Consider the following 17,461-nt stretch of genomic DNA (forward strand, 5'->3'; position numbering starts at 1 on the left):
GGCAATAAACCCTGTTGATAAGATTGTCGCAGTAGCAGGAACGATTGCAATACCGAAGATTTACCAGTGCTATTTAGGCCAGAAAATAAAGTCAATTTTCGGAATTCTAATAATTGATTTGCAAAAGGTTTGAAGTTAAGCAAATTTAGTGAAGTAATCATGCCAGCACCTCGTTAATTATTTGTTCAATTATTCTAAATCTGTACTCTATTTTGTCAGCAGCCTGAGATATAGATGCCAGAAAATCTGGATCGTTATCTACATAATAGATGAATTTTTCAATTAAATTCTGCTTGTGCTGTTTCAATACAGTAATTTGTTCTTCCTTAAGTTGACTGAGAGTAACTGACCAACATTCAAACAATGCTTTGTTAATTGGATAGAGCCTCTTTTGATTGTGAGATATTTTACGGAAAGCACTTGTACCGAAGATTTCAAACGCTGCCATCATCGATTTTTTGAAGTGTTTTTCAATCATCTTTAATTGTTCTTCCTGCAAATTATTTACCTTAAATAAAGCGCGACTTAAAAACACATTTCTGTTGTCATTTGTGTCATTTTTATAATCTTGATAAGATGTAAGTGTAAAAGCTAGAAACCCCAGTATAAACTCTCTGTCATCCATCCGCATTTTACGCAATTTGCTAATATTAGTAACTTGCTGAAATTCGGGTAAAAGAGCCAACTTAGCTAAAAACTTTGTTGCCTTACCGGGGTTGAGAGCATGGCGGAGTTCTTGAGGAGACATCGGCAATCCACCAGTATTTATCCGTTTGAAAATATTATATTTAACTTCAGGAGGCGTACCTTTTCCAATTAAATAAACTGTCACCTGAGTCTCCTCTATTCGACGCTGGTATCTGCGCCCAATTTCATCATAATTTTTGCCTTCTAAATTGATCAAGTATTCTAGTCCGCATAGCCTAAGTGTTTTATCGCTCATAAATTGCTTGAGAGCAGATAGCCGCTGCAATCCATCCACAACTAACCATTTATCTTCATTAGTTGCATCTATATAAAAAGCGGGTAATGGAATCCGAATCAGGATCGACTCAATCAGTCTGCTTTTAGCGCCCTCTTTCCAGATGTTTGCATGGCGCTGAAAGTCCGGTGCTAAATCGAGAGCTTCCTCATTGATTCTTCTTAGCAGTTGCTCGATGGTTGGTTCTTTGGTGAAAATATTAATTTTGTCAGGGTCATATATCAGTTTGTCTGTTTCATAGGCTTCAGCATCGTTATCTTCTTCCTGTTGCATTAAATTTAGTTCATCAAGTGTCGTATCTTGGTTAGATAATTGGTTGTAGGGTTCAGGCTGAGCTACCATAGGGAATACTCCTTTGTATTAATATTTATTATGATTCGGTATTGTCCTATTAAAACTTGGATGACGCTCCTAGCAGATAAGAACATTCTCAAATATTATCGCACACATTCTCTCTTGTAGAGACGCCACGAACCGCATCTCTACAAATAATCCCTCTACAACCGGCAAGTTTGCCGCGCCCTTTCATCCTCCGGTTCTTGCCACCCAAAAGCAAAATGACTCACCGCATTAATTTGCGGGGTCGCCGAGCGAATGGCCCGCATTTGAATTTCCAAAGACGGCCGATTTTTCAGAGGTTTTCCCCAATCTCCAGCAATGGCAGGAATAATTTTTGCTCCCGCAGGCGCTAAACTCACTGTTCGCTGCACTTGCGGCACAATGCAGCTTACATCCCCGCAATTTCCATAAGACATGGCGTGGAATTCCACTGCCGCCGGAAAGGTGTCCCAAGGCTGCAATCTCGAATCATATCCCCCTTGATTTATCGCTTGATTTGCAGTGGGAAAAAACACTGCTCCTACAGGAATTCCCATCCTTTGAGCTGGTTGAATTGCTATCCCCAAAAAATCTAAAATCCCTTGGACTGCGTGAGCAACGCTTAGTTTCCACAGGTCTTTTTGCAGAATACCGGTATCGGGAAGCCGCGGTGTCGGTTTTGGTGTGGGAGTTGTAGGGTTTGGCTTGTTAGTGGCGGGAGTTGTTGAGGCTGATCTTGATGCGGCATTCTCTCTTCTAGAAGGTGGAGTTGCTACTGACATCGCCTGCGGAATTCGGCCCTGCCAAAGAGGTTCTCGCTCAGTTGGATACTGTTTGACTACTGCTTGAACATCATTAGTATTGATAAATCCCTTAGTCAAATATCGCTGAATTAAATCTCGCCCTTGCTGATTGCTAGCCCGCTGCAAAAGAACTTGCTGCGATGCTGGGCCGTAAATCCACAAGTCTTGAACTTTGGTAGCAACTGAAGCGGGTCCGATGCCCCTTAGATAGCGAATGTAGTCGAATAACATTCCTTGCGGCTTGCGCTTGACTATTTGATTTACTAACAAAGTATAGTCTTGCCGTGCTTGTGGGTTGTAGGGGTCGATAAAGGCTTGATTGCCCGGAACTTCTCCGAAGTCCTCGTTAATTGCTGCGTATTCGCTTACTGTTAAACTTGTCTGATTTTTACCGTTGATAGCGAGGGTTTGCTGTCTGTCTGGACGCTGAGCATAGCTATAGCCAAAGTTCATGGTAAATAACCAGGCGTAGACTTTTAAACCTCGCTGTTTGCCTTTGGCGATCGCCTTTTCTAACAAATCGTATTTCTCGTAACCGCGATTTCTCACAACAGAAGGCCAAGCCGTAGGATTGTCTGCGACTGGTAGTAGCACTTGACCATCGTAAAACACTTCGACATAGACTTGGTTGTAGCCTTTATTAACAACTTTGTCTAATACTCGATCGAGTTCTCCGGGTCTGACATCGCAGGGATACAAACGCAGCCAAACTGCTTGGGTTTCCGGCCAAGTTTTTTGGCGACATTCTGCTATTTCCCGCGCGTGTTTGTTCAAAACAGCAAAATATGCTTGCTGAGATTCCCGTTTTCCTGAGAGCGCGGCGCGGCGCAAGTCTTCTTTTTGATTGACTTGTTCTTGGGATAATTGGCAATAGGCTGATGTTTGGGCAAAAGCTGGTTGATTTCCGATAAACGGCCAAACAAGCTGGCTGATGAAGCTACTGGTTAAAACAGCAGTTACCGCACTGAAAAAGCGTCGCTGGTGTTGAAAATTCGCGATGCGAGTTGGTGCAATTTTCATGGGAGAGTTGAATGGGGTTTTCTAGTTTAAATTGGGTGGCGATCGCAAAAATGCGATCGCGCTCAACAAGCAGCTACAAATTTTCTACTTTTTTCGGTTGACTTAGTTATGGCACAAGTCGATCGCACAATGCAAATTCTATCTGGCGGCTATTTAAATTCAATAAGGGCGATCGGGTAAGATAAGACTCGGCGATTAAACTGCTGCTATGGTATACAAACTTTCCTCTGCCTAAGTGTTGGTGCGGATGCACGCGCCTTCGCGGACTCAAAAATAAAGGGGGTAAAAAGCCCGGATTTGATATCATATCCAGTTCGATTTTTCAGTATTTTTTCCCTAAATGCTGCATAAAAAAGCGCCTGGATACAGTGGGCGCTAAAAGCAGTTGATATTTCTACTAAAAATTGTTAACACTCAAATATCAAGGATGAAGATGAATTGTTAAAATTTATCCTTGATCCTAAATTTTGAGATTAAGCTCCTCTGTTAAGAGCAGCTTCAATCTGCTGAAATTCTGACTCAAGACGCTTTTTCAATTTTTCAGGAACGGGACGGTTGGGATAGGAACTGTAATGTCCTGCCAAAGAGTTTAATGCCGTCCGCATTGTCGTGAAAGAGGCCAGCTTGGTAAGAGCGGGATCGCGGCGGTAGGCAGCAAAAAAATCGTTGATACTTGTGCGAGCCTTGGCTTGAGCGGCTGCTTTTTCCGGCGTGCCCTCTGGCAAAGTGAGCGCTGTTCTCAAGCTCTTCACTAATGCTAATGTGTCTTGACCATAATCTCCACTCAGAGTGGCCGGAACATTGGTACAGCCCGCTACGCCGATGACAACAACTAATACCAGGGCTAACAGACGGGAAATGTAATGCTTCATAAGGTTTAGAAAAATGGCAGCGAAAGCGGCAATCAAAATTAACCTTTATCCTATCTCGAATTGAGCTAATAATGCCACTTTCTACAATTTTTTTGTGTCAATACCATGAAACAGAAAATTTGTCAATCTAAAATCTAAAATCTAAAATCTAAAATCGATTGATTTGTCCAGCAACGACGGAGAGAATTTGGGTTTGTCGCAGCCACTGAGCATCAAAAGCGCCTAGGTGAGTTGTAGTAATCAGAGTTTGAAATCGTTCTTGAATAGTTTCTAAAAGTTGATTTTGGCGGCTCAGATCGAGTTCTGCAAGTACGTCGTCGAGCAAGAGTAAAGGCGCTTCGCCGACAACTTCTTCAATAAGCTGCAATTCGGCTAATTTTAATGCTAATACCAGAGTTCGCTGCTGACCTTGGGATGCGTATTGACGAGCTGGCGTATTGTTAATGGTAAATGTAATGTCGTCGCGGTGGGGGCCGACTAAAGTGGTTCCTTGAAACTGTTCTGCGATCGCCCTTTTTTGAATTTTCTCTAAAAATGCTTGCCGCACTCCTTCGAGATTGTCTTTAGCGATTAATTCTGCACCTACTTCGATATTAGCATCGTATTTCACATCTAAAACTTCTGCGGAACCGCTAATTGAACGGTGCCAATTTCGAGCTAAAGGCATCAATCGCTCCAAAATTCGATCGCGCCTGCGGATGACGCGAGCCCCCGCTGTCGCCAACTGCGCGTCCCACAAAGCTAATTCTGAACTGGGAATTGGGAATTGGGAATTGGGAAGTGGTAAATCTTCTTTATTTTCCAGTTCGGGACTTTCGGGTGCAATAAATCGGATTTTGTCAAAACTTTCGGAAAATTCCGCTTTCCTGATTTCTTTAGAACGTTTCAACAGAGCGTTTCGCTGGCGCAAAATTTGGTTGTACTGCTGCAAAATGTGAGCGTAAATCGGTTCTAACTGAATGACTAGGCGATCGATCCAATTGCGCCTTCCTTCGGGCCCGCCGCGCACTAAGTCCAAATCCAAACAAGAAAATTGCACTACATTTAAAATGCTCAAAAAATCTAAATGGCGGCGCAGCGGTTCACCGTTGAGCTTCAGTGTCCGACGCGCCGCAGAGCGAAGAGTTAAAGCTAAGTCGATGGCTCCGGTTTGGCGTTCGAGTGTAGCATCAATTTGCCCGCTCGGTTTTGAGTCGAGTATTAAATCGCGATCGCGCCCTACTCTGTGGCTTTTTAATGTAGAAAGTAACTCTACCGCTTCTAACAAGTTAGATTTTCCTTGAGCGTTGTTTCCTACTAAAATGGTTTTGGGAGCGTCAAACGCTACCTTTTGATCGAAATAGTTCCGAAACTGCCGTAGGTGCAGCGTTTTCAAATACATAATATTAGTAATCTGTAATCGGTAATTAGTAATTGGTAATTGGTAATTGGTAATACAGTCACCGTAGGGTGCAGGGGCCGGCACACCTTAAAGGTTTGCAATCGCGAGCGTTTGCGATTTTCGGGGAGCGTTGCGCTCGCAATCACATTATAACTAAGCAATAAATATTTTATTTTAACACACAATCTATTTAGTCTTCATCCCAATGACTTTCGCTGCGCTCCAGGGGTTTTGAACCCCTGGCGAATGTTGAAAATTGCGCCAATGCCAGCGGTATAACGAATAATGAAACATCGCTCATTATCCGTCATCCGCTAACACTATTTTCGAGTTTTGTAAAAGCGCACGAACAGTTTTTCCAATTCTATCCAGACAAACATGAGCGCACTAAAACCAAAGCAAACCAGCAACTCAAAAGGCGTTAAATAATGAGTGCCAAAAAATGTTCTCAGCGGCGGAACGTAAATCAGCATTAATTGCAAAGCAGTAGTAACAATTACAGCTCCCCAAACAAAAATATTAGTGAAGGGATTTAACTCGATAGTTAGCTGAGTGTTAGACCGAATTGCGATCGCGTGCCCCATTTGCGCCAAACAAAGAGTTGTAAACACCATTGTTTTCCAAGCATCTGGATTGCCGTGTCCGGGAGCGTGAGTATGTCCGTAAGCCCAGGACATCATTGCGATCGTCAAAATTGCAAAAATAATCCCGATCCGAACCATATAAGAACCCAAACCCCGCGCAAAAATACTTTCTCGCGGACTGAAAGGAGGCTTTTTCATCACGTTCGGTTCCGCCGGTTCCACGGCCAATGCCAAAGCGGGAACGCCATCTGTTACTAAGTTCATCCACAAAATTTGCAGCGGCGTCAGCGGGACTCCTCCCAAACCCATTAAAGGTGCGGCGGCAATTGTCAAAACTTCGCCGATGTTGCTACCCAAAATGTATTTAATAAAGCGGCGAATGTTGGTATAAACCACTCGCCCTTCTTCAGCGGCGGCGACAATAGTTGCGAAATTGTCGTCGAGGAGCACCATATCGCTAGCTTCTTTGCTGACATCGGTGCCGGTAATCCCCATTGCGATGCCGATATCGGCTTGTTTCAAGGCGGGGGCGTCGTTAACGCCGTCGCCGGTCATGGCTACAAATTTGCCCGAACTTTGCAAAGCTTGGACAATGCGCAATTTGTGTTCGGGGGAGACGCGGGCGTAAACGCTAACCTGTTCGACGTGCTGTTTGAGTTCTTCTTGGCTGAGCTTTTCTAATTCTTGACCGCTGAGAACTCGATCGCCCTCTCTAGCAATACCTAAATCGTAGGCTATGGCTTTTGCTGTCAACTGGTGGTCTCCTGTAATCATCACCACCCGAATCCCTGCATCGCGGCACTTCACCACTGCTTCCCGCACTTCCGGGCGCGGGGCGTCCAGCATACTGACGAGTCCCAGCCAAATCATGTCTTGTTCGCTGGTTTCGTCAGAACCTTCGGGCGGCAAGTTTTCCCAGAGTTTGTACGCAAACCCCAGGACTCGCAAACCGCCGCTTGCCATGTTGTTGTTTTCGGTGAGAATGCGATCGCGCATTTCCTGATTTAAAGGTTGTACTCGATCGCCGACAACAATGCCTTTGCAGCGCTCTAAAGTCAACTCTGGAGAACCTTTGGTCAGCATCAAATAATTCGGCTGCTGTCCTTCTGCTGCGGGAAATCCCGAATGTCCCGAGCTGCCGGGCACTTCGCAAATCACGCTCATCCGCTTGCGTTCGGAAGAAAAAGGAAATTCCGCCGTCCGCTGCAGCAATTGAGACTGTTTTTCTTTATAAATGCCTGCTTTTCCCGCCAAAGACAGCAGAGCTCCCTCCGTGGGGTCGCCCAAAATCTTCCATTCTTGCTGTTCTTGCTGCAATACGGCGTCGTTGCAAACTGCACAGGCAATTAATAAAGATTCGAGTTCTGGATATTCCTCTAAATTATTAATTTGGGCTGATGTATGGCGATCTGTAAAATCTCCGATCGGGGCATAGCCGTCGCCCGAGATGCCGACAGTGCAGTCGCCCGTACACACTAGCTGAACTACCATTTTATTTTGAGTCAGAGTACCTGTTTTGTCAGAACAAATGGTAGTAACTGAACCCAAAGTTTCTACGGCAGGCAGTTTGCGAATCAGGGCGTTTCGCTTCACCATCCGCCTAGTTCCGAGTGCCAGAGTAACTGTCACGACTGCCGCGAGTCCTTCGGGAACCACAGCCACAGCCATACTGAGAGAAACTTTTAAGAGTTCTGGAAACCTGCTGGTATCGAACCCGATGCCGCCGTTTTTGAAGGTAATCATCCCGCCGATGACGACAACTGCGACTAAGGCTAGGGCACCGGAGACTAGAACATTTCCCAACTGGCCCATCCGCTGTTGCAGGGGAGTCGGTTCGCTTTCTACTGACTGAAGCATGGCGGCAATTTTGCCCAATTCCGTTTGCATTCCGGTGTTGGTGACGATCGCCTTTGCCCGTCCCTGAACAACTTCTGTGCCCTGAAAAATCAGGTTGAGTCGATCGCCCAAGGAAGCATCTTCTGGAAGTTCTAGATCGGCTTGCTTGGTAACTGCTAAAGCTTCTCCTGTCAAAGCAGATTCTCTGACTTGCAAGTTGGAAGCTTCGATCAAGCGTCCGTCTGCTGCTATTTTTACCCCAGCCTCCAATAGCATCACGTCTCCAGGTACGAGTTCCTTGGCTGCTATTTCCGAAGTTTTGCCGTCCCGCAGGACTCTGACTAGGGGGGAAGCGAGGTTTTTGAGAGCTGCGAGGGCTTTTTCAGCACTTTGCTCTTGGAAATAGCCGAGAATGCCGTTGAGTATGACGATCGCAAAAATGGCGATCGCATCTTTGGGAAAAGTATTCGACTGGATGTCCAAAAAAGCCGAAATCACGGCCACACCCATCAGCATCAACAACATGATGTTGGTGAACTGATCGACAAAAATCGACCACGGACTGCGGCCTCCGGTTTCTTCTAGTTCGTTGGGGCCGTATTGCTGCAAGCGTTCTGACACCTGTTGGCTGCTCAATCCAGCGTCTTTGTTGCTGCTTAGCTGCTTGAGAGTTTTGTCAATTGCTACGGTGTGCCAAGAAGAGGGAGAAGTTGAAGACATAAATTACGATCGAGCATGGGGCATAAAGGTGGTTGCGGCCGGACAGCTACAGCCGATCCATGTGGCTGATGGCAGTGAGAGAGTTTTTAGTTTTGAGTTCTGAATAAAAAACTGTTTCACTTAGGACTCGTATGGGGCGGTTCGATGCCGGGGAAGCAGGAAGCTTTCAACTTCACTGCCTCTGGCGGTTCGATCGCACCGTTTGTAGACCTACCGCTGATAGCACTTATCCACCTTAACTAAAAATTAGCAATTTCTTCGGCTTTTACCCAAGGCCCAACGGCTGAGTTTCGTCTTTCAATGGCTATATTTCCGGCAAAAGCTGTGGCTGCAGCGATCTGAGTCACATTTTATGGGATTTTACTCACCGAATTCTTCCTGCATCTTGGATCGAGCATAATTTTTGCTTTTTTCCCTATTCCCAATGCCTTGTTTTAGCAAAACTTTAATTTGCTTAACTCTTTTTAACAATTTAGTTTTCCGTGGGAAAGCCAACAGAGGCGATCGGGCGACGCGAGGGTTCGGGGCGGCCCCACCTCCGCAGCAAGGGCTACATTACCAGACTATTTGTTGCTCGCGGCAACAGCGCATCTACCGGAGGAAGTAGAATTTTCCGCCTTCCTCCCACCCAGATTTACCTTCTCCGAGAGATAAGGTTCTGTAATAATTTGTAATAAACAAACGCGGGCGAGCGTTGTATAAAGGTTATCAGAGGGTTGAAACGACAGGCTAAAGTTAACAAAAAGACTGATTAACAAGGTTTGTCGCATCTCATAAAAGGTGTAAAATTTTCTAAGGTTTGTTAAACGTCCGTTGCAATGTAAGAATATTACAGGTAGCGGAAAGGGAGAGAACGAGCCGGCCAGTGCAGTAGCTGGCGTCAACCTTCAACCCTTGCAGGTTTAAAAACCTGAACAAATTTAACTTAACGGTTTTATACCGCAACCAAACTCAATTAACTCAAGTAGGAGAGTTCTTTCATGTTTGACGCATTTACAAAAGTGGTTTCCCAAGCAGACGCCCGCGGCGAATTTTTGGCCACAGGTCAATTGGATGCCCTCAGCCAAATGGTTGCAGAAAGCAACAAGCGCATGGATACAGTCAACCGCATCACCAGCAACGCTTCCAGCATTGTTGCCAATGCAGCTCGCTCTTTGTTTGCTGAGCAGCCCCAACTGATCGCCCCAGGCGGCAACGCTTACACCAGCCGCCGCATGGCAGCTTGCTTGCGCGACATGGAAATCATCTTGCGCTACGTCACCTATGCGATTTTCGCAGGCGACGCCAGCGTACTCGACGACCGTTGCTTGAACGGCCTGCGCGAAACCTACTTGGCATTGGGAACTCCCGGCGCTTCTGTAGCAACCGGCGTTCAAAAAATGAAAGAAGCCGCTTTGGCGATCGCTAACGACCCCAACGGCGTAACTCGTGGAGATTGTACCTCCCTGATGTCTGAAGTCGGCAGCTACTTCGATCGCGCCGCTTCTGCAGTAGGCTAAACTCCAGCCTGTGCAACCAAATCTGTAAAGCACGAGCGATCGGGCTTTAACAAGTTCCACTCGTACCAAAAATCACAAACATTAGGGAGAAAGCAGAAAAATGAAAACCCCGTTGACCGAAGCAGTCACAGCAGCAGATTCTCAAGGTCGCTTCTTGAGCAGCACCGAAATTCAAACAGCTTTCGGTCGTTTCCGCCAAGCATCCGCCAGCTTAGAAGCTGCTAAAGCTTTGACAGCCAACTCTCAGCGCTTGATCGACGGTGCAGCCCAAGCAGTGTACAACAAATTCCCGTACACTCAACAAATGCAAGGCCCCAACTACGCTTCTACCCCAACCGGTAAAGCAAAGTGCGCCCGCGACATTGGCTACTACCTGCGCATGGTCACCTACTGCTTAGTTGCAGGCGGCACCGGCCCGATGGATGAGTACCTGATTGCAGGCATCGACGAAATCAACCGGACATTTGAACTGTCTCCTAGCTGGTACGTTGAAGCCCTCAAGTACATCAAAGGCAACCACGGCCTGAGCGGCGACCCCGCAGTGGAAGCTAATTCCTACCTCGACTACGCAATCAACGCCCTGAGCTAGATTTGCGTGATGCCCGGAAATGTAAGCTGCTGTTAGCTTGAGTGTTAGCGGTTGTATACAATTCCGGGCATCTGCGATCGAAGCCTAGTTTTGCAAATACTTTTTTTACAAGTTTTCAGTTTTTAAAGCAAAAAGGGAGAAGCAAAGATGGCAGGATTAGGTGCAGCAGAACGGTTGGGAATAAAAGCATTTGAAGAATCAGGACAGGTAGAACTGCGCCCTCACTGGACGCAAGACGATGCAAAAGCAGTAATTCGCGCCGCTTACAGGCAAGTTTTCGGCAACGAGTATTTAATGTCGAGCGAACGAGTTACCAGTGCTGAATCTCTGCTGATGCAAGGACAGATTTCAGTTAGAGATTTTGTGCGGTCAATTGCTCAGTCCGAAACTTATCGGAAAAAGTTTTTTTACCCGAACTCGCAAACGCGGCTAATCGAGCTTAATTACAAGCATTTGTTGGGCCGGGCTCCTTACGACGAGTCGGAAATTGCTTTCCACGTAGATTTGTACAATGCAGAAGGCTACGAAGCTGAAATCAATTCTTACATTGACTCAATTGAGTATCAAGAAAACTTTGGCGAAAGTGTAGTGCCTTACTATCGCGGTTTCGCTACTCAAAGAGGTCAAAAAACAGTCGGTTTTAACCGGATGTTTCAATTGTACCGGGGTTTTGCTTCTAGCGATCGCTCGCAAAACCAAACTCAAGCACGGCTGACTTGGGAAGTAGCGAGAAATACGGCTTCGCCTATATACACAGCCTCTGGCGGACAATCTCTGGCCGGTGCTGCCGGCGGTTCTCGCGGGCAACTGTACCGAGTCACCGCAATGCAAGGTTCGGCTAAGTTTTCCCCCCAAGTACGCCGGACTACGACTGAATATCTCCTGCCTTACGAGCAACTTTCGAGTCGCTTGCAGCAAATCAACAAACGGGGCGGCAAAGTGGTAAGCATTACTGTTGCTTAAAGTCGATCGAGACGTTTTTTTGAAGTGTCTTTAACACATTAGGACTAATTTATGTGTATAGGTAAGGTGCGCAGTGCGCAGCCTACGTGGAGAAGCTGTGCACTGCGCACCTTACTTGGACACATATGGGCTTTAGTCCTAAAAATCTCAAGTTGCAACAAAACTTAGAATTTTTGTAATTAATTTAGGAGAAAATCTGGTGGCTATTACGACAGCAGCGTCCAGACTGGGAACATCGGCACTCAGCGATGCGCCAAAGGTAGAATTGCGCCCTAACTACAGCAAAGATGACGTGGAAGTAGTAATTCGCGCCGTTTACCGTCAGTTGTTGGGCAACGATTATTTGATGAAATCCGAACGCCTGACAAGCGCTGAATCTCTGCTGCGAGATGGCAGTTTAACGGTACGAGAATTTGTGCGCGCAGTGGCAAAATCGGAACTGTACAAAACTAAGTTTTTCTACAGCAGCTTTCAAACTCGGACGATCGAACTAAACTACAAACACTTGCTCGGTCGCGCTCCATACGACGAATCAGAAGTCGTCTATCACTTAGATTTGTACCAAACACAAGGCTACGATGCTGATATTGATTCTTACATCGATTCAGTAGAGTATCAAGAAAACTTTGCCGACAATATTGTACCTTACTTCCGGGGTTTTGATACTCAGCGGGGGCAAAAAACCGTCGGTTTTACCCGGATGTTCCGGCTGTATCGCGGTTATGCAAACAGCGATACATCTCAACTAGAAGGCAATAACTCTCGCTTGGCTGTCGAACTCGGGACAAACAGCGCTACGGCTGTAGTTGGCCCCTCCGGCGGTAACGAAGGTTGGGCATACCGCCCTTCTGCCAGAAACGTGACTCCAGGCAGCGGCTTCGGCGGCGCGGCAGCTTACGGCAAAGAAGGGCGGCTGTTCCGCGTGGAAGTGTCGGGAATTCGCACGGGCGGCTATCCCAGCGTGCGCCGCAGCAGCAAGGCTTTCATCGTACCTGTTGAGGATTTGTCCTCGCAAATGCAGAAATTTCAACGCATGGGCGCGAAAATTGCCAGCATTACTCCAATTTAGTTGTTAGTTATTGGTTATTGGAACCAAGAAATAACAAATAACAACTAATAACTAACAACTGACTACTGACTAATTACCCATTACCCATTACCAATGAGCTTATGTTTGGTCAAATTGTAGCAGGAACAAGTGGCAATACAGCTTCCGCTGGTCGTTGCTTTCGGTATGAAGTTGTCGGCTTGCGCCAAAGCGATGATACAGAAAAAATCGATTATTCGATTCGATCGAGCGCGAGTACATTTATCACCGTGCCTTACAATCGCATGAATCAAGAAATGCAGCGGATTACTCGCATGGGCGGGAAAATAGTCAGCATTCATCCTTTAAGCGCGATCGCAGAATCATCCCCTGAATCATCCCATGAATCATCGGGTGATAACTAATAGTTTGGTTGCAGGCGCGATTAAAATCGCTCCTACACAAGCTAGAAGGCGCAATTGAAATCGCGACTGCACAAATGAAGTCCGCCTGGGCGCACTAAGAATTTCCCCAACCCGCGCAGGCGGGTTTTGTCTGTGTAGCAGCGATTTCAATCGCCGAATAACGAATAACTAATAACTAATCACTATGGATTATTACGAATCCGACTCACCGCCGGCGGGTGTAGCTGAGGGCGAGTCTTTAACTGTGGAACAGGCGATCGCAAATCTCCACTCCCAAGATTATAGTCTTCGCTATTACGCGGCTTGGTGGGTTGGCCGGTTTAGAGTCAAGGAACCGGCTGTTATTGCAGCTCTTATTGATGCTTTGCAAGAAGAATCAGAACAAACCAAAATCGGCGATTATTCCCTACTGAGAAATGCGGCGCGAGCTCTGGGAAAATTGGGAGATAAACAAGCCTTGCCGGCGCTAATTAGCTGTTTAGAATGCGCGGATTATTACGTGCGGGAAGCGGCGGCTCAAGCTCTAGAAATGCTGGGCGACCGCGATTCTATTCCACGGCTAATGAAACTCTTAGAGGGGGGAATTTCTGCGGCGGTGCGAGTGCCGGGAAAATCGCATCTAGTGCAGCCTTACGACTCGGTAATTGAAGCTTTGGGAACGCTGCAAGCGATAGAAGCAATACCGCTAATTTCACCTTTTTTAGAACACTCTGTGGAGCGGGTGCAGTACGCTGCGGCGCGCGCGATGTATCAGTTAACTGGTGAGCGGGTTTACGGAGAACGGTTGGTAAGTGCTTTGAATGGGGATAATTTGCAGTTGAGGCGATCGGCTTTGATGGACTTGGGGGCGATCGGCTATTTGCCGGGAGCGCAAGCTATTTCAGAGACTTTAGCAGAAAATAGCATGAAATTGATTGCGCTCAAAGGAGTTTTGGAGCATCACCTCAATCAACAAGAATCACTATCTTTGTCAGATGATGCTATCCGTGTTATGGATTTAATGGATAGTTTACTTTAAAAAAAATTAGTCACAACTGAAATAGGATTGCTGTAGCGATTCTCAATTGTCTCGCGTAAATTTAGGAAACAGCACATTTCAGGAAACAGCAGTGCTGTGTCCCTACGGCATAGTATTTGAGTACATTTAGGACACAGCACTGCTGTGTCCCTACCTATTTAGATGAGAGTGTTGGTGGGTGAGATGGCAAAAAGTTCGATCGCGCGATCGACCCAACCTAGAATTACAATGGTCACGGTAAAGCTTACAAATAAATGGCATTAGAACTAATTCGCGCTGTCGAACAAGCAGATTCTTCCGAAGGCTTGTTAAATGCAGTCAAAGCACTGGCTGCAGCTTCCTCAAAACAAGCAATTCCTACGTTAATTACAGTGCTCGGTTACAACAACCCAGGGGCTGCTGTTGCCGCCGTTGATGGGCTAATTCAACTCGGAGAACCTGCGGTGCTGCCGCTTCTAGAACAGCTTGACGGCTACAATTACGGAGCGAGAGCTTGGGCTGTTCGGGCTTTGGCGGGAATTGGCGACCCCAGGGGTTTGGAGATTTTGCTGGATGCGGCGGCGAATGACTTTGCTTTGAGTGTGCGGCGGGCCGCGGCTAGGGGTTTGGGGACGATTTGCTGGGAACTGATGCCAGCAGAACAAGTTTTAGATGCTCAAATTCGCGCTCTTAAAACGCTGCTGCAAGCGTCCCGAGACCCGGAATGGGTGGTTCGCTACGCAGCAGTGGGGGGCTTGGAAGCTTTGGCGGGCGCTGCGACTGTTAAACCAGATTGCTTAGCGGAAGTTTCGGCCAGGTTGGACGAAATTGTCGATCGCGACGAAACTGCTTCAATTAGAGCCCGGGCTTTGCTAGCCAAACAAAGATTGTCACTTGGCTAGGGTTAGGGCGATCGTCTCTTCCAAGTCCCTTTGACTGAGAGTGGTTAATATAAAGACTTCTTGTACGGTTGTGCCCTGTCTGGCAATGATTTTAAATCCCCCGCGAATCGGTACCGACACTCTTAATGTCATGCGGGGGATGTGTCCTTTAACTTTGTTGATGACGCCCGGAGTGACGGTTTGAATGCCGAGTTTTAGGGTGAGGCGCTCTAAAATTGGTATCAAACCGGGAAGGTGGGTAGAGTGATTCCAAACTAGGCGGCCTTTGGGTTGTGCGTTCATAAATTTTTAACCAAATTCAACATACCCAGTCTAAGCCACCCCTGGGTGGAACCAATTTTAAATTCCCTCAACTTACGTATCAATAACGTTACTGTGCGTGTTATTGCGAGCAAAGCGACGCAATCTCAAATCGAAATTTTTGATTCCAGCCCCGCAAGCTGAGATTTGATGGTGCAAAATTGTCCTGTACTTGTTGATATTTTGGGTTGGTAATTGTCTGTTTTTCTAGTTGAGTGGCGATCGCCCCGAGTATTTTGGCGGCGCTGCAAGGTTTCTTGAGATAGCCGTCTGCTTTAAGTTCTAGAACCCCTTCCATTTCTGAACCAGTCATAAAAATAAACGGAATGCTGGCGGTTGCAGGTTGCGATCGCAAAACCGCGAAAACTTCTAAACCGTCTACTTCGGGCATCATGACATCAGACAAAATTAAATCTGGAATTTGGGCAGCTAACTCGATACCGACTTCTCCGTTTTCGGCGCCGACAGCTTCAAAACCTCGCGATTTCAGAAGTTCTAATACGGTTTCTCGGATTAAGTCGTCGTCTTCTATGACTAATATTTTTTTCATTTGTTTTAGTTTCCTCTTTACTTTGTTTATATTTGTATGTTATGATTCTGGCATTTGAGTTTTAAGAAATTCAATAGGGTTATTGCAAAAACCCACTTTTACGGGCTACTTTTTACTTCAAAGCGTGCGATCGCAGCTACGCACGCTTATTCGATCGCTCGGCAGCTTTACCTTTTGTTGTAGCGCTCGAACTCGCTCCAGCCTACCTAGGATTGTGAAGGTCTAAAATTTGGGATTCAACAGTTTATTTAATAGAGATTCCAGCCGCCTGACTCAAAAAGTTTCTATTTGAGTTGGGCACGCAGCTAGGTGTAATTAATAAATTCGCCGATGATCTGAGCGCAAAACTACAAAATGCGAAGTTCACAAATTTTGGGCGATCGGGTAAAATATAACTTGGTGTATCGGTATTAAGTGAGGAAAAAGATATGTCAGAATTTCTCGACTTTCTCAGACATCAGTTTGCTTACGTTGCCATTGGTGAATTTAAACCAGGAAAATTTAAAGCAGCAGAAGAACTTTTTGAAAAAGCTGTTGCAACTTATGCGACAGGTTTTAAGGGAGCATACCTGCTGCAATTGCCCAATACAGACAAAGGTATTGCCATCATTTTTTGGGAAAGCGTAGAAGAGATGACCGCCAATCAAAGCCAAGCTTATCAGGAAATATTGAAACAGATGACGCCTTTATTTGCCAAAATTCCCGACACTGATGTTTATGAAATCGTCAGTGAAATTCAGCCGAAAAGTGAATGATTAAAAATCCTGCAACCGGCGCGTCATTCCCATACCCATCGGCGTCTTTCGCCCGACTCCGCTGTAAAGCGCAAAATCTGCTAAAGTGTTAATTTGCTTGATAGTAGTAGGAGCTATATCTCCCATAATTCGGTAACTAATATCGCCGACGCAGCCAATAAATTTACTGCGAGAATCCGTACTAACTTCTGTTCGGATATCGAAGAAACTAGGGAAAATAGCTTCTGTAAAAGTAGGTTCGATCGCAATCCTGCTGTACTTGTTCCAGCGATTGGCTAAACTGCCAAAAATACTCTCACGAGTGGGCATAGCACTATCGTACACACCTTGCCGAAAATTAGTAGGAGTGCAAAAAGTTAAAGCAATTTGGCGCTCAGTTTCCGAAGCTCTATCGAACAATTCGGCGTAAGTACAAAAGTTCACCCAAGGCTCGTGTGATTGCGGTTCGCTCAAAATATTAGTAATGTATATATTAGTCGGGCCAAGATGCCAAGGGCGATCGAAATTGAGTTGCTGCCAAAGTAGAGTTAGGCGATCGAACAAACCGTCATCCAGCAGAGAAATTCGCCACCAAATAGGCGTATTTTTCTGAATTGCTTGCTTGTGTTCCCACTGTACAGCCTGCAAAATTGTGCGGGAAGCCGGAGGCAAAACTCTCTTTTGTAGCTGTGGCGTACTGCTTTTGTAAGCCTCTTTTCTGCTTACTTGAAAAGGGCTTAAAGTGAAAGCTTTTTCATGAGATTGGTCGTGCAGGTACGCGCTCAAATTGGTGTCTACAGCACTCACCAAGTTGAGAAATAAAGCGTGGAGGTGCCGTCCCGTTAAAAACTGGGATGGAATTGGTGCAACTGGCAGCAGGTTTAAAACAAGGCTGTGGGGCATTTTTAAATTATATACTGTGTCTTGAGAAATGTTCAGCTAGTATTAAGATTACAGCT

16 protein-coding genes are annotated in these 17,461 nt (G+C 46.1%); 8 read left to right on the forward strand and 8 right to left on the reverse strand.

The window, feature by feature from the left end; all coding sequences use genetic code 11:
* Positions 1-157: 157 nt before the first annotated feature.
* From QUB30_RS09695 to QUB30_RS09715, 5 genes are all read right to left on the reverse strand, one after another.
* Positions 158-1,324: a DUF262 domain-containing protein gene (locus QUB30_RS09695; protein ID WP_333332446.1), complete on the reverse strand. Its 1,167-nt coding sequence runs from the start codon at positions 1,322-1,324 to the stop codon at positions 158-160.
* Positions 1,325-1,479: 155 nt separating this feature from the next.
* Entirely contained in the window at positions 1,480-3,123 is a 1,644-nt protein-coding gene (locus QUB30_RS09700) for a family 10 glycosylhydrolase (RefSeq protein ID WP_333332448.1), read from the reverse strand.
* A gap of 473 nt (positions 3,124-3,596) precedes the next feature.
* Positions 3,597-3,995: a photosystem II protein Psb27 gene (gene psb27, locus QUB30_RS09705; protein ID WP_333187055.1), complete on the reverse strand. Its 399-nt coding sequence runs from the start codon at positions 3,993-3,995 to the stop codon at positions 3,597-3,599.
* Between the two features lie 148 nt (positions 3,996-4,143).
* Positions 4,144-5,376, reverse strand: coding sequence for an AAA family ATPase (locus tag QUB30_RS09710; RefSeq protein WP_333332451.1), 1,233 nt, complete (start codon positions 5,374-5,376; stop codon positions 4,144-4,146).
* Between the two features lie 320 nt (positions 5,377-5,696).
* The gene (locus QUB30_RS09715) at positions 5,697-8,516 is read right to left on the reverse strand and encodes a cation-transporting P-type ATPase (protein ID WP_333332454.1); all 2,820 of its coding nucleotides are present in this window, start codon (positions 8,514-8,516) and stop codon (positions 5,697-5,699) included.
* Positions 8,517-9,496: 980 nt separating this feature from the next.
* On the opposite strand from QUB30_RS09715, the gene QUB30_RS09720 reads away from it, so the two are divergent.
* From QUB30_RS09720 to QUB30_RS09750, 7 genes are all read left to right on the forward strand, one after another.
* Positions 9,497-10,015, forward strand: a complete 519-nt coding sequence (locus QUB30_RS09720) for a phycocyanin subunit beta (protein WP_333332457.1) — start codon at positions 9,497-9,499, stop codon at positions 10,013-10,015.
* A gap of 100 nt (positions 10,016-10,115) precedes the next feature.
* Positions 10,116-10,604, forward strand: coding sequence for a phycocyanin subunit alpha (gene cpcA, locus QUB30_RS09725; RefSeq protein ID WP_333243264.1), 489 nt, complete (start codon positions 10,116-10,118; stop codon positions 10,602-10,604).
* A gap of 147 nt (positions 10,605-10,751) precedes the next feature.
* The gene (locus QUB30_RS09730; RefSeq protein ID WP_333332460.1) at positions 10,752-11,567 is read left to right on the forward strand and encodes a phycobilisome linker polypeptide; all 816 of its coding nucleotides are present in this window, start codon (positions 10,752-10,754) and stop codon (positions 11,565-11,567) included.
* A 199-nt stretch (positions 11,568-11,766) separates the two neighbouring features.
* Positions 11,767-12,636, forward strand: coding sequence for a phycobilisome linker polypeptide (locus QUB30_RS09735; protein ID WP_333332463.1), 870 nt, complete (start codon positions 11,767-11,769; stop codon positions 12,634-12,636).
* Positions 12,637-12,737: 101 nt separating this feature from the next.
* On the forward strand, positions 12,738-13,019 hold the full coding sequence (locus QUB30_RS09740) for a phycobilisome linker polypeptide (protein WP_333332467.1): 282 nt from the start codon (positions 12,738-12,740) through the stop codon (positions 13,017-13,019).
* A 184-nt stretch (positions 13,020-13,203) separates the two neighbouring features.
* Entirely contained in the window at positions 13,204-14,037 is an 834-nt protein-coding gene (locus QUB30_RS09745) for a HEAT repeat domain-containing protein (protein ID WP_333332469.1), read from the forward strand.
* Positions 14,038-14,291: 254 nt separating this feature from the next.
* Positions 14,292-14,918 (forward strand): HEAT repeat domain-containing protein, encoded by a 627-nt coding sequence (locus QUB30_RS09750; RefSeq protein ID WP_333332472.1) that lies wholly within the window; start codon positions 14,292-14,294, stop codon positions 14,916-14,918.
* Here QUB30_RS09750 and QUB30_RS09755 read toward each other — a convergent pair.
* On the reverse strand, positions 14,907-15,200 hold the full coding sequence (locus tag QUB30_RS09755) for a DUF2103 domain-containing protein (protein WP_333332475.1): 294 nt from the start codon (positions 15,198-15,200) through the stop codon (positions 14,907-14,909). The two genes, QUB30_RS09750 and QUB30_RS09755, sit on opposite strands and share 12 nt — an antisense overlap.
* A 100-nt stretch (positions 15,201-15,300) precedes the next feature.
* The gene (locus QUB30_RS09760; RefSeq protein ID WP_333332478.1) at positions 15,301-15,768 is read right to left on the reverse strand and encodes a response regulator; all 468 of its coding nucleotides are present in this window, start codon (positions 15,766-15,768) and stop codon (positions 15,301-15,303) included.
* A 428-nt stretch (positions 15,769-16,196) separates the two neighbouring features.
* Here QUB30_RS09760 and QUB30_RS09765 point away from each other — a divergent pair, with 428 nt between their 5' ends.
* Positions 16,197-16,523: an antibiotic biosynthesis monooxygenase gene (locus QUB30_RS09765; protein ID WP_333243287.1), complete on the forward strand. Its 327-nt coding sequence runs from the start codon at positions 16,197-16,199 to the stop codon at positions 16,521-16,523.
* Here the strand turns inward: QUB30_RS09765 and cas6 are convergent, their stop codons facing one another.
* Positions 16,524-17,405 (reverse strand): CRISPR-associated endoribonuclease Cas6, encoded by an 882-nt coding sequence (gene cas6 / locus QUB30_RS09770; protein ID WP_333332481.1) that lies wholly within the window; start codon positions 17,403-17,405, stop codon positions 16,524-16,526. It abuts the gene before it with no gap.
* Positions 17,406-17,461 lie beyond the last annotated feature (56 nt).

Origin of the sequence: Microcoleus sp. BROC3, assembly GCF_036702515.1 — a bacterium.
Taxonomy (GTDB): Bacteria; Cyanobacteriota; Cyanobacteriia; order Cyanobacteriales; family Microcoleaceae; genus Microcoleus.

What these genes read in the sequence shown, in the direction of transcription:
- QUB30_RS09695 (WP_333332446.1), bottom strand. Translation starts at nt 1,324, where the DNA reads ATGGTAGCTCAGCCTGAACCCTACAACCAATTATCTAACCAAGATACG.
- QUB30_RS09700 (WP_333332448.1), bottom strand. Translation starts at nt 3,123, where the DNA reads ATGAAAATTGCACCAACTCGCATCGCGAATTTTCAACACCAGCGACGC.
- psb27 (WP_333187055.1), bottom strand. Translation starts at nt 3,995, where the DNA reads ATGAAGCATTACATTTCCCGTCTGTTAGCCCTGGTATTAGTTGTTGTC.
- QUB30_RS09710 (WP_333332451.1), bottom strand. Translation starts at nt 5,376, where the DNA reads ATGTATTTGAAAACGCTGCACCTACGGCAGTTTCGGAACTATTTCGAT.
- QUB30_RS09715 (WP_333332454.1), bottom strand. Translation starts at nt 8,516, where the DNA reads ATGTCTTCAACTTCTCCCTCTTCTTGGCACACCGTAGCAATTGACAAA.
- QUB30_RS09720 (WP_333332457.1), top strand. Translation starts at nt 9,497, where the DNA reads ATGTTTGACGCATTTACAAAAGTGGTTTCCCAAGCAGACGCCCGCGGC.
- cpcA (WP_333243264.1), top strand. Translation starts at nt 10,116, where the DNA reads ATGAAAACCCCGTTGACCGAAGCAGTCACAGCAGCAGATTCTCAAGGT.
- QUB30_RS09730 (WP_333332460.1), top strand. Translation starts at nt 10,752, where the DNA reads ATGGCAGGATTAGGTGCAGCAGAACGGTTGGGAATAAAAGCATTTGAA.
- QUB30_RS09740 (WP_333332467.1), top strand. Translation starts at nt 12,738, where the DNA reads ATGTTTGGTCAAATTGTAGCAGGAACAAGTGGCAATACAGCTTCCGCT.
- QUB30_RS09745 (WP_333332469.1), top strand. Translation starts at nt 13,204, where the DNA reads ATGGATTATTACGAATCCGACTCACCGCCGGCGGGTGTAGCTGAGGGC.
- QUB30_RS09750 (WP_333332472.1), top strand. Translation starts at nt 14,292, where the DNA reads ATGGCATTAGAACTAATTCGCGCTGTCGAACAAGCAGATTCTTCCGAA.
- QUB30_RS09755 (WP_333332475.1), bottom strand. Translation starts at nt 15,200, where the DNA reads ATGAACGCACAACCCAAAGGCCGCCTAGTTTGGAATCACTCTACCCAC.
- QUB30_RS09760 (WP_333332478.1), bottom strand. Translation starts at nt 15,768, where the DNA reads ATGAAAAAAATATTAGTCATAGAAGACGACGACTTAATCCGAGAAACC.
- QUB30_RS09765 (WP_333243287.1), top strand. Translation starts at nt 16,197, where the DNA reads ATGTCAGAATTTCTCGACTTTCTCAGACATCAGTTTGCTTACGTTGCC.
- cas6 (WP_333332481.1), bottom strand. Translation starts at nt 17,405, where the DNA reads ATGCCCCACAGCCTTGTTTTAAACCTGCTGCCAGTTGCACCAATTCCA.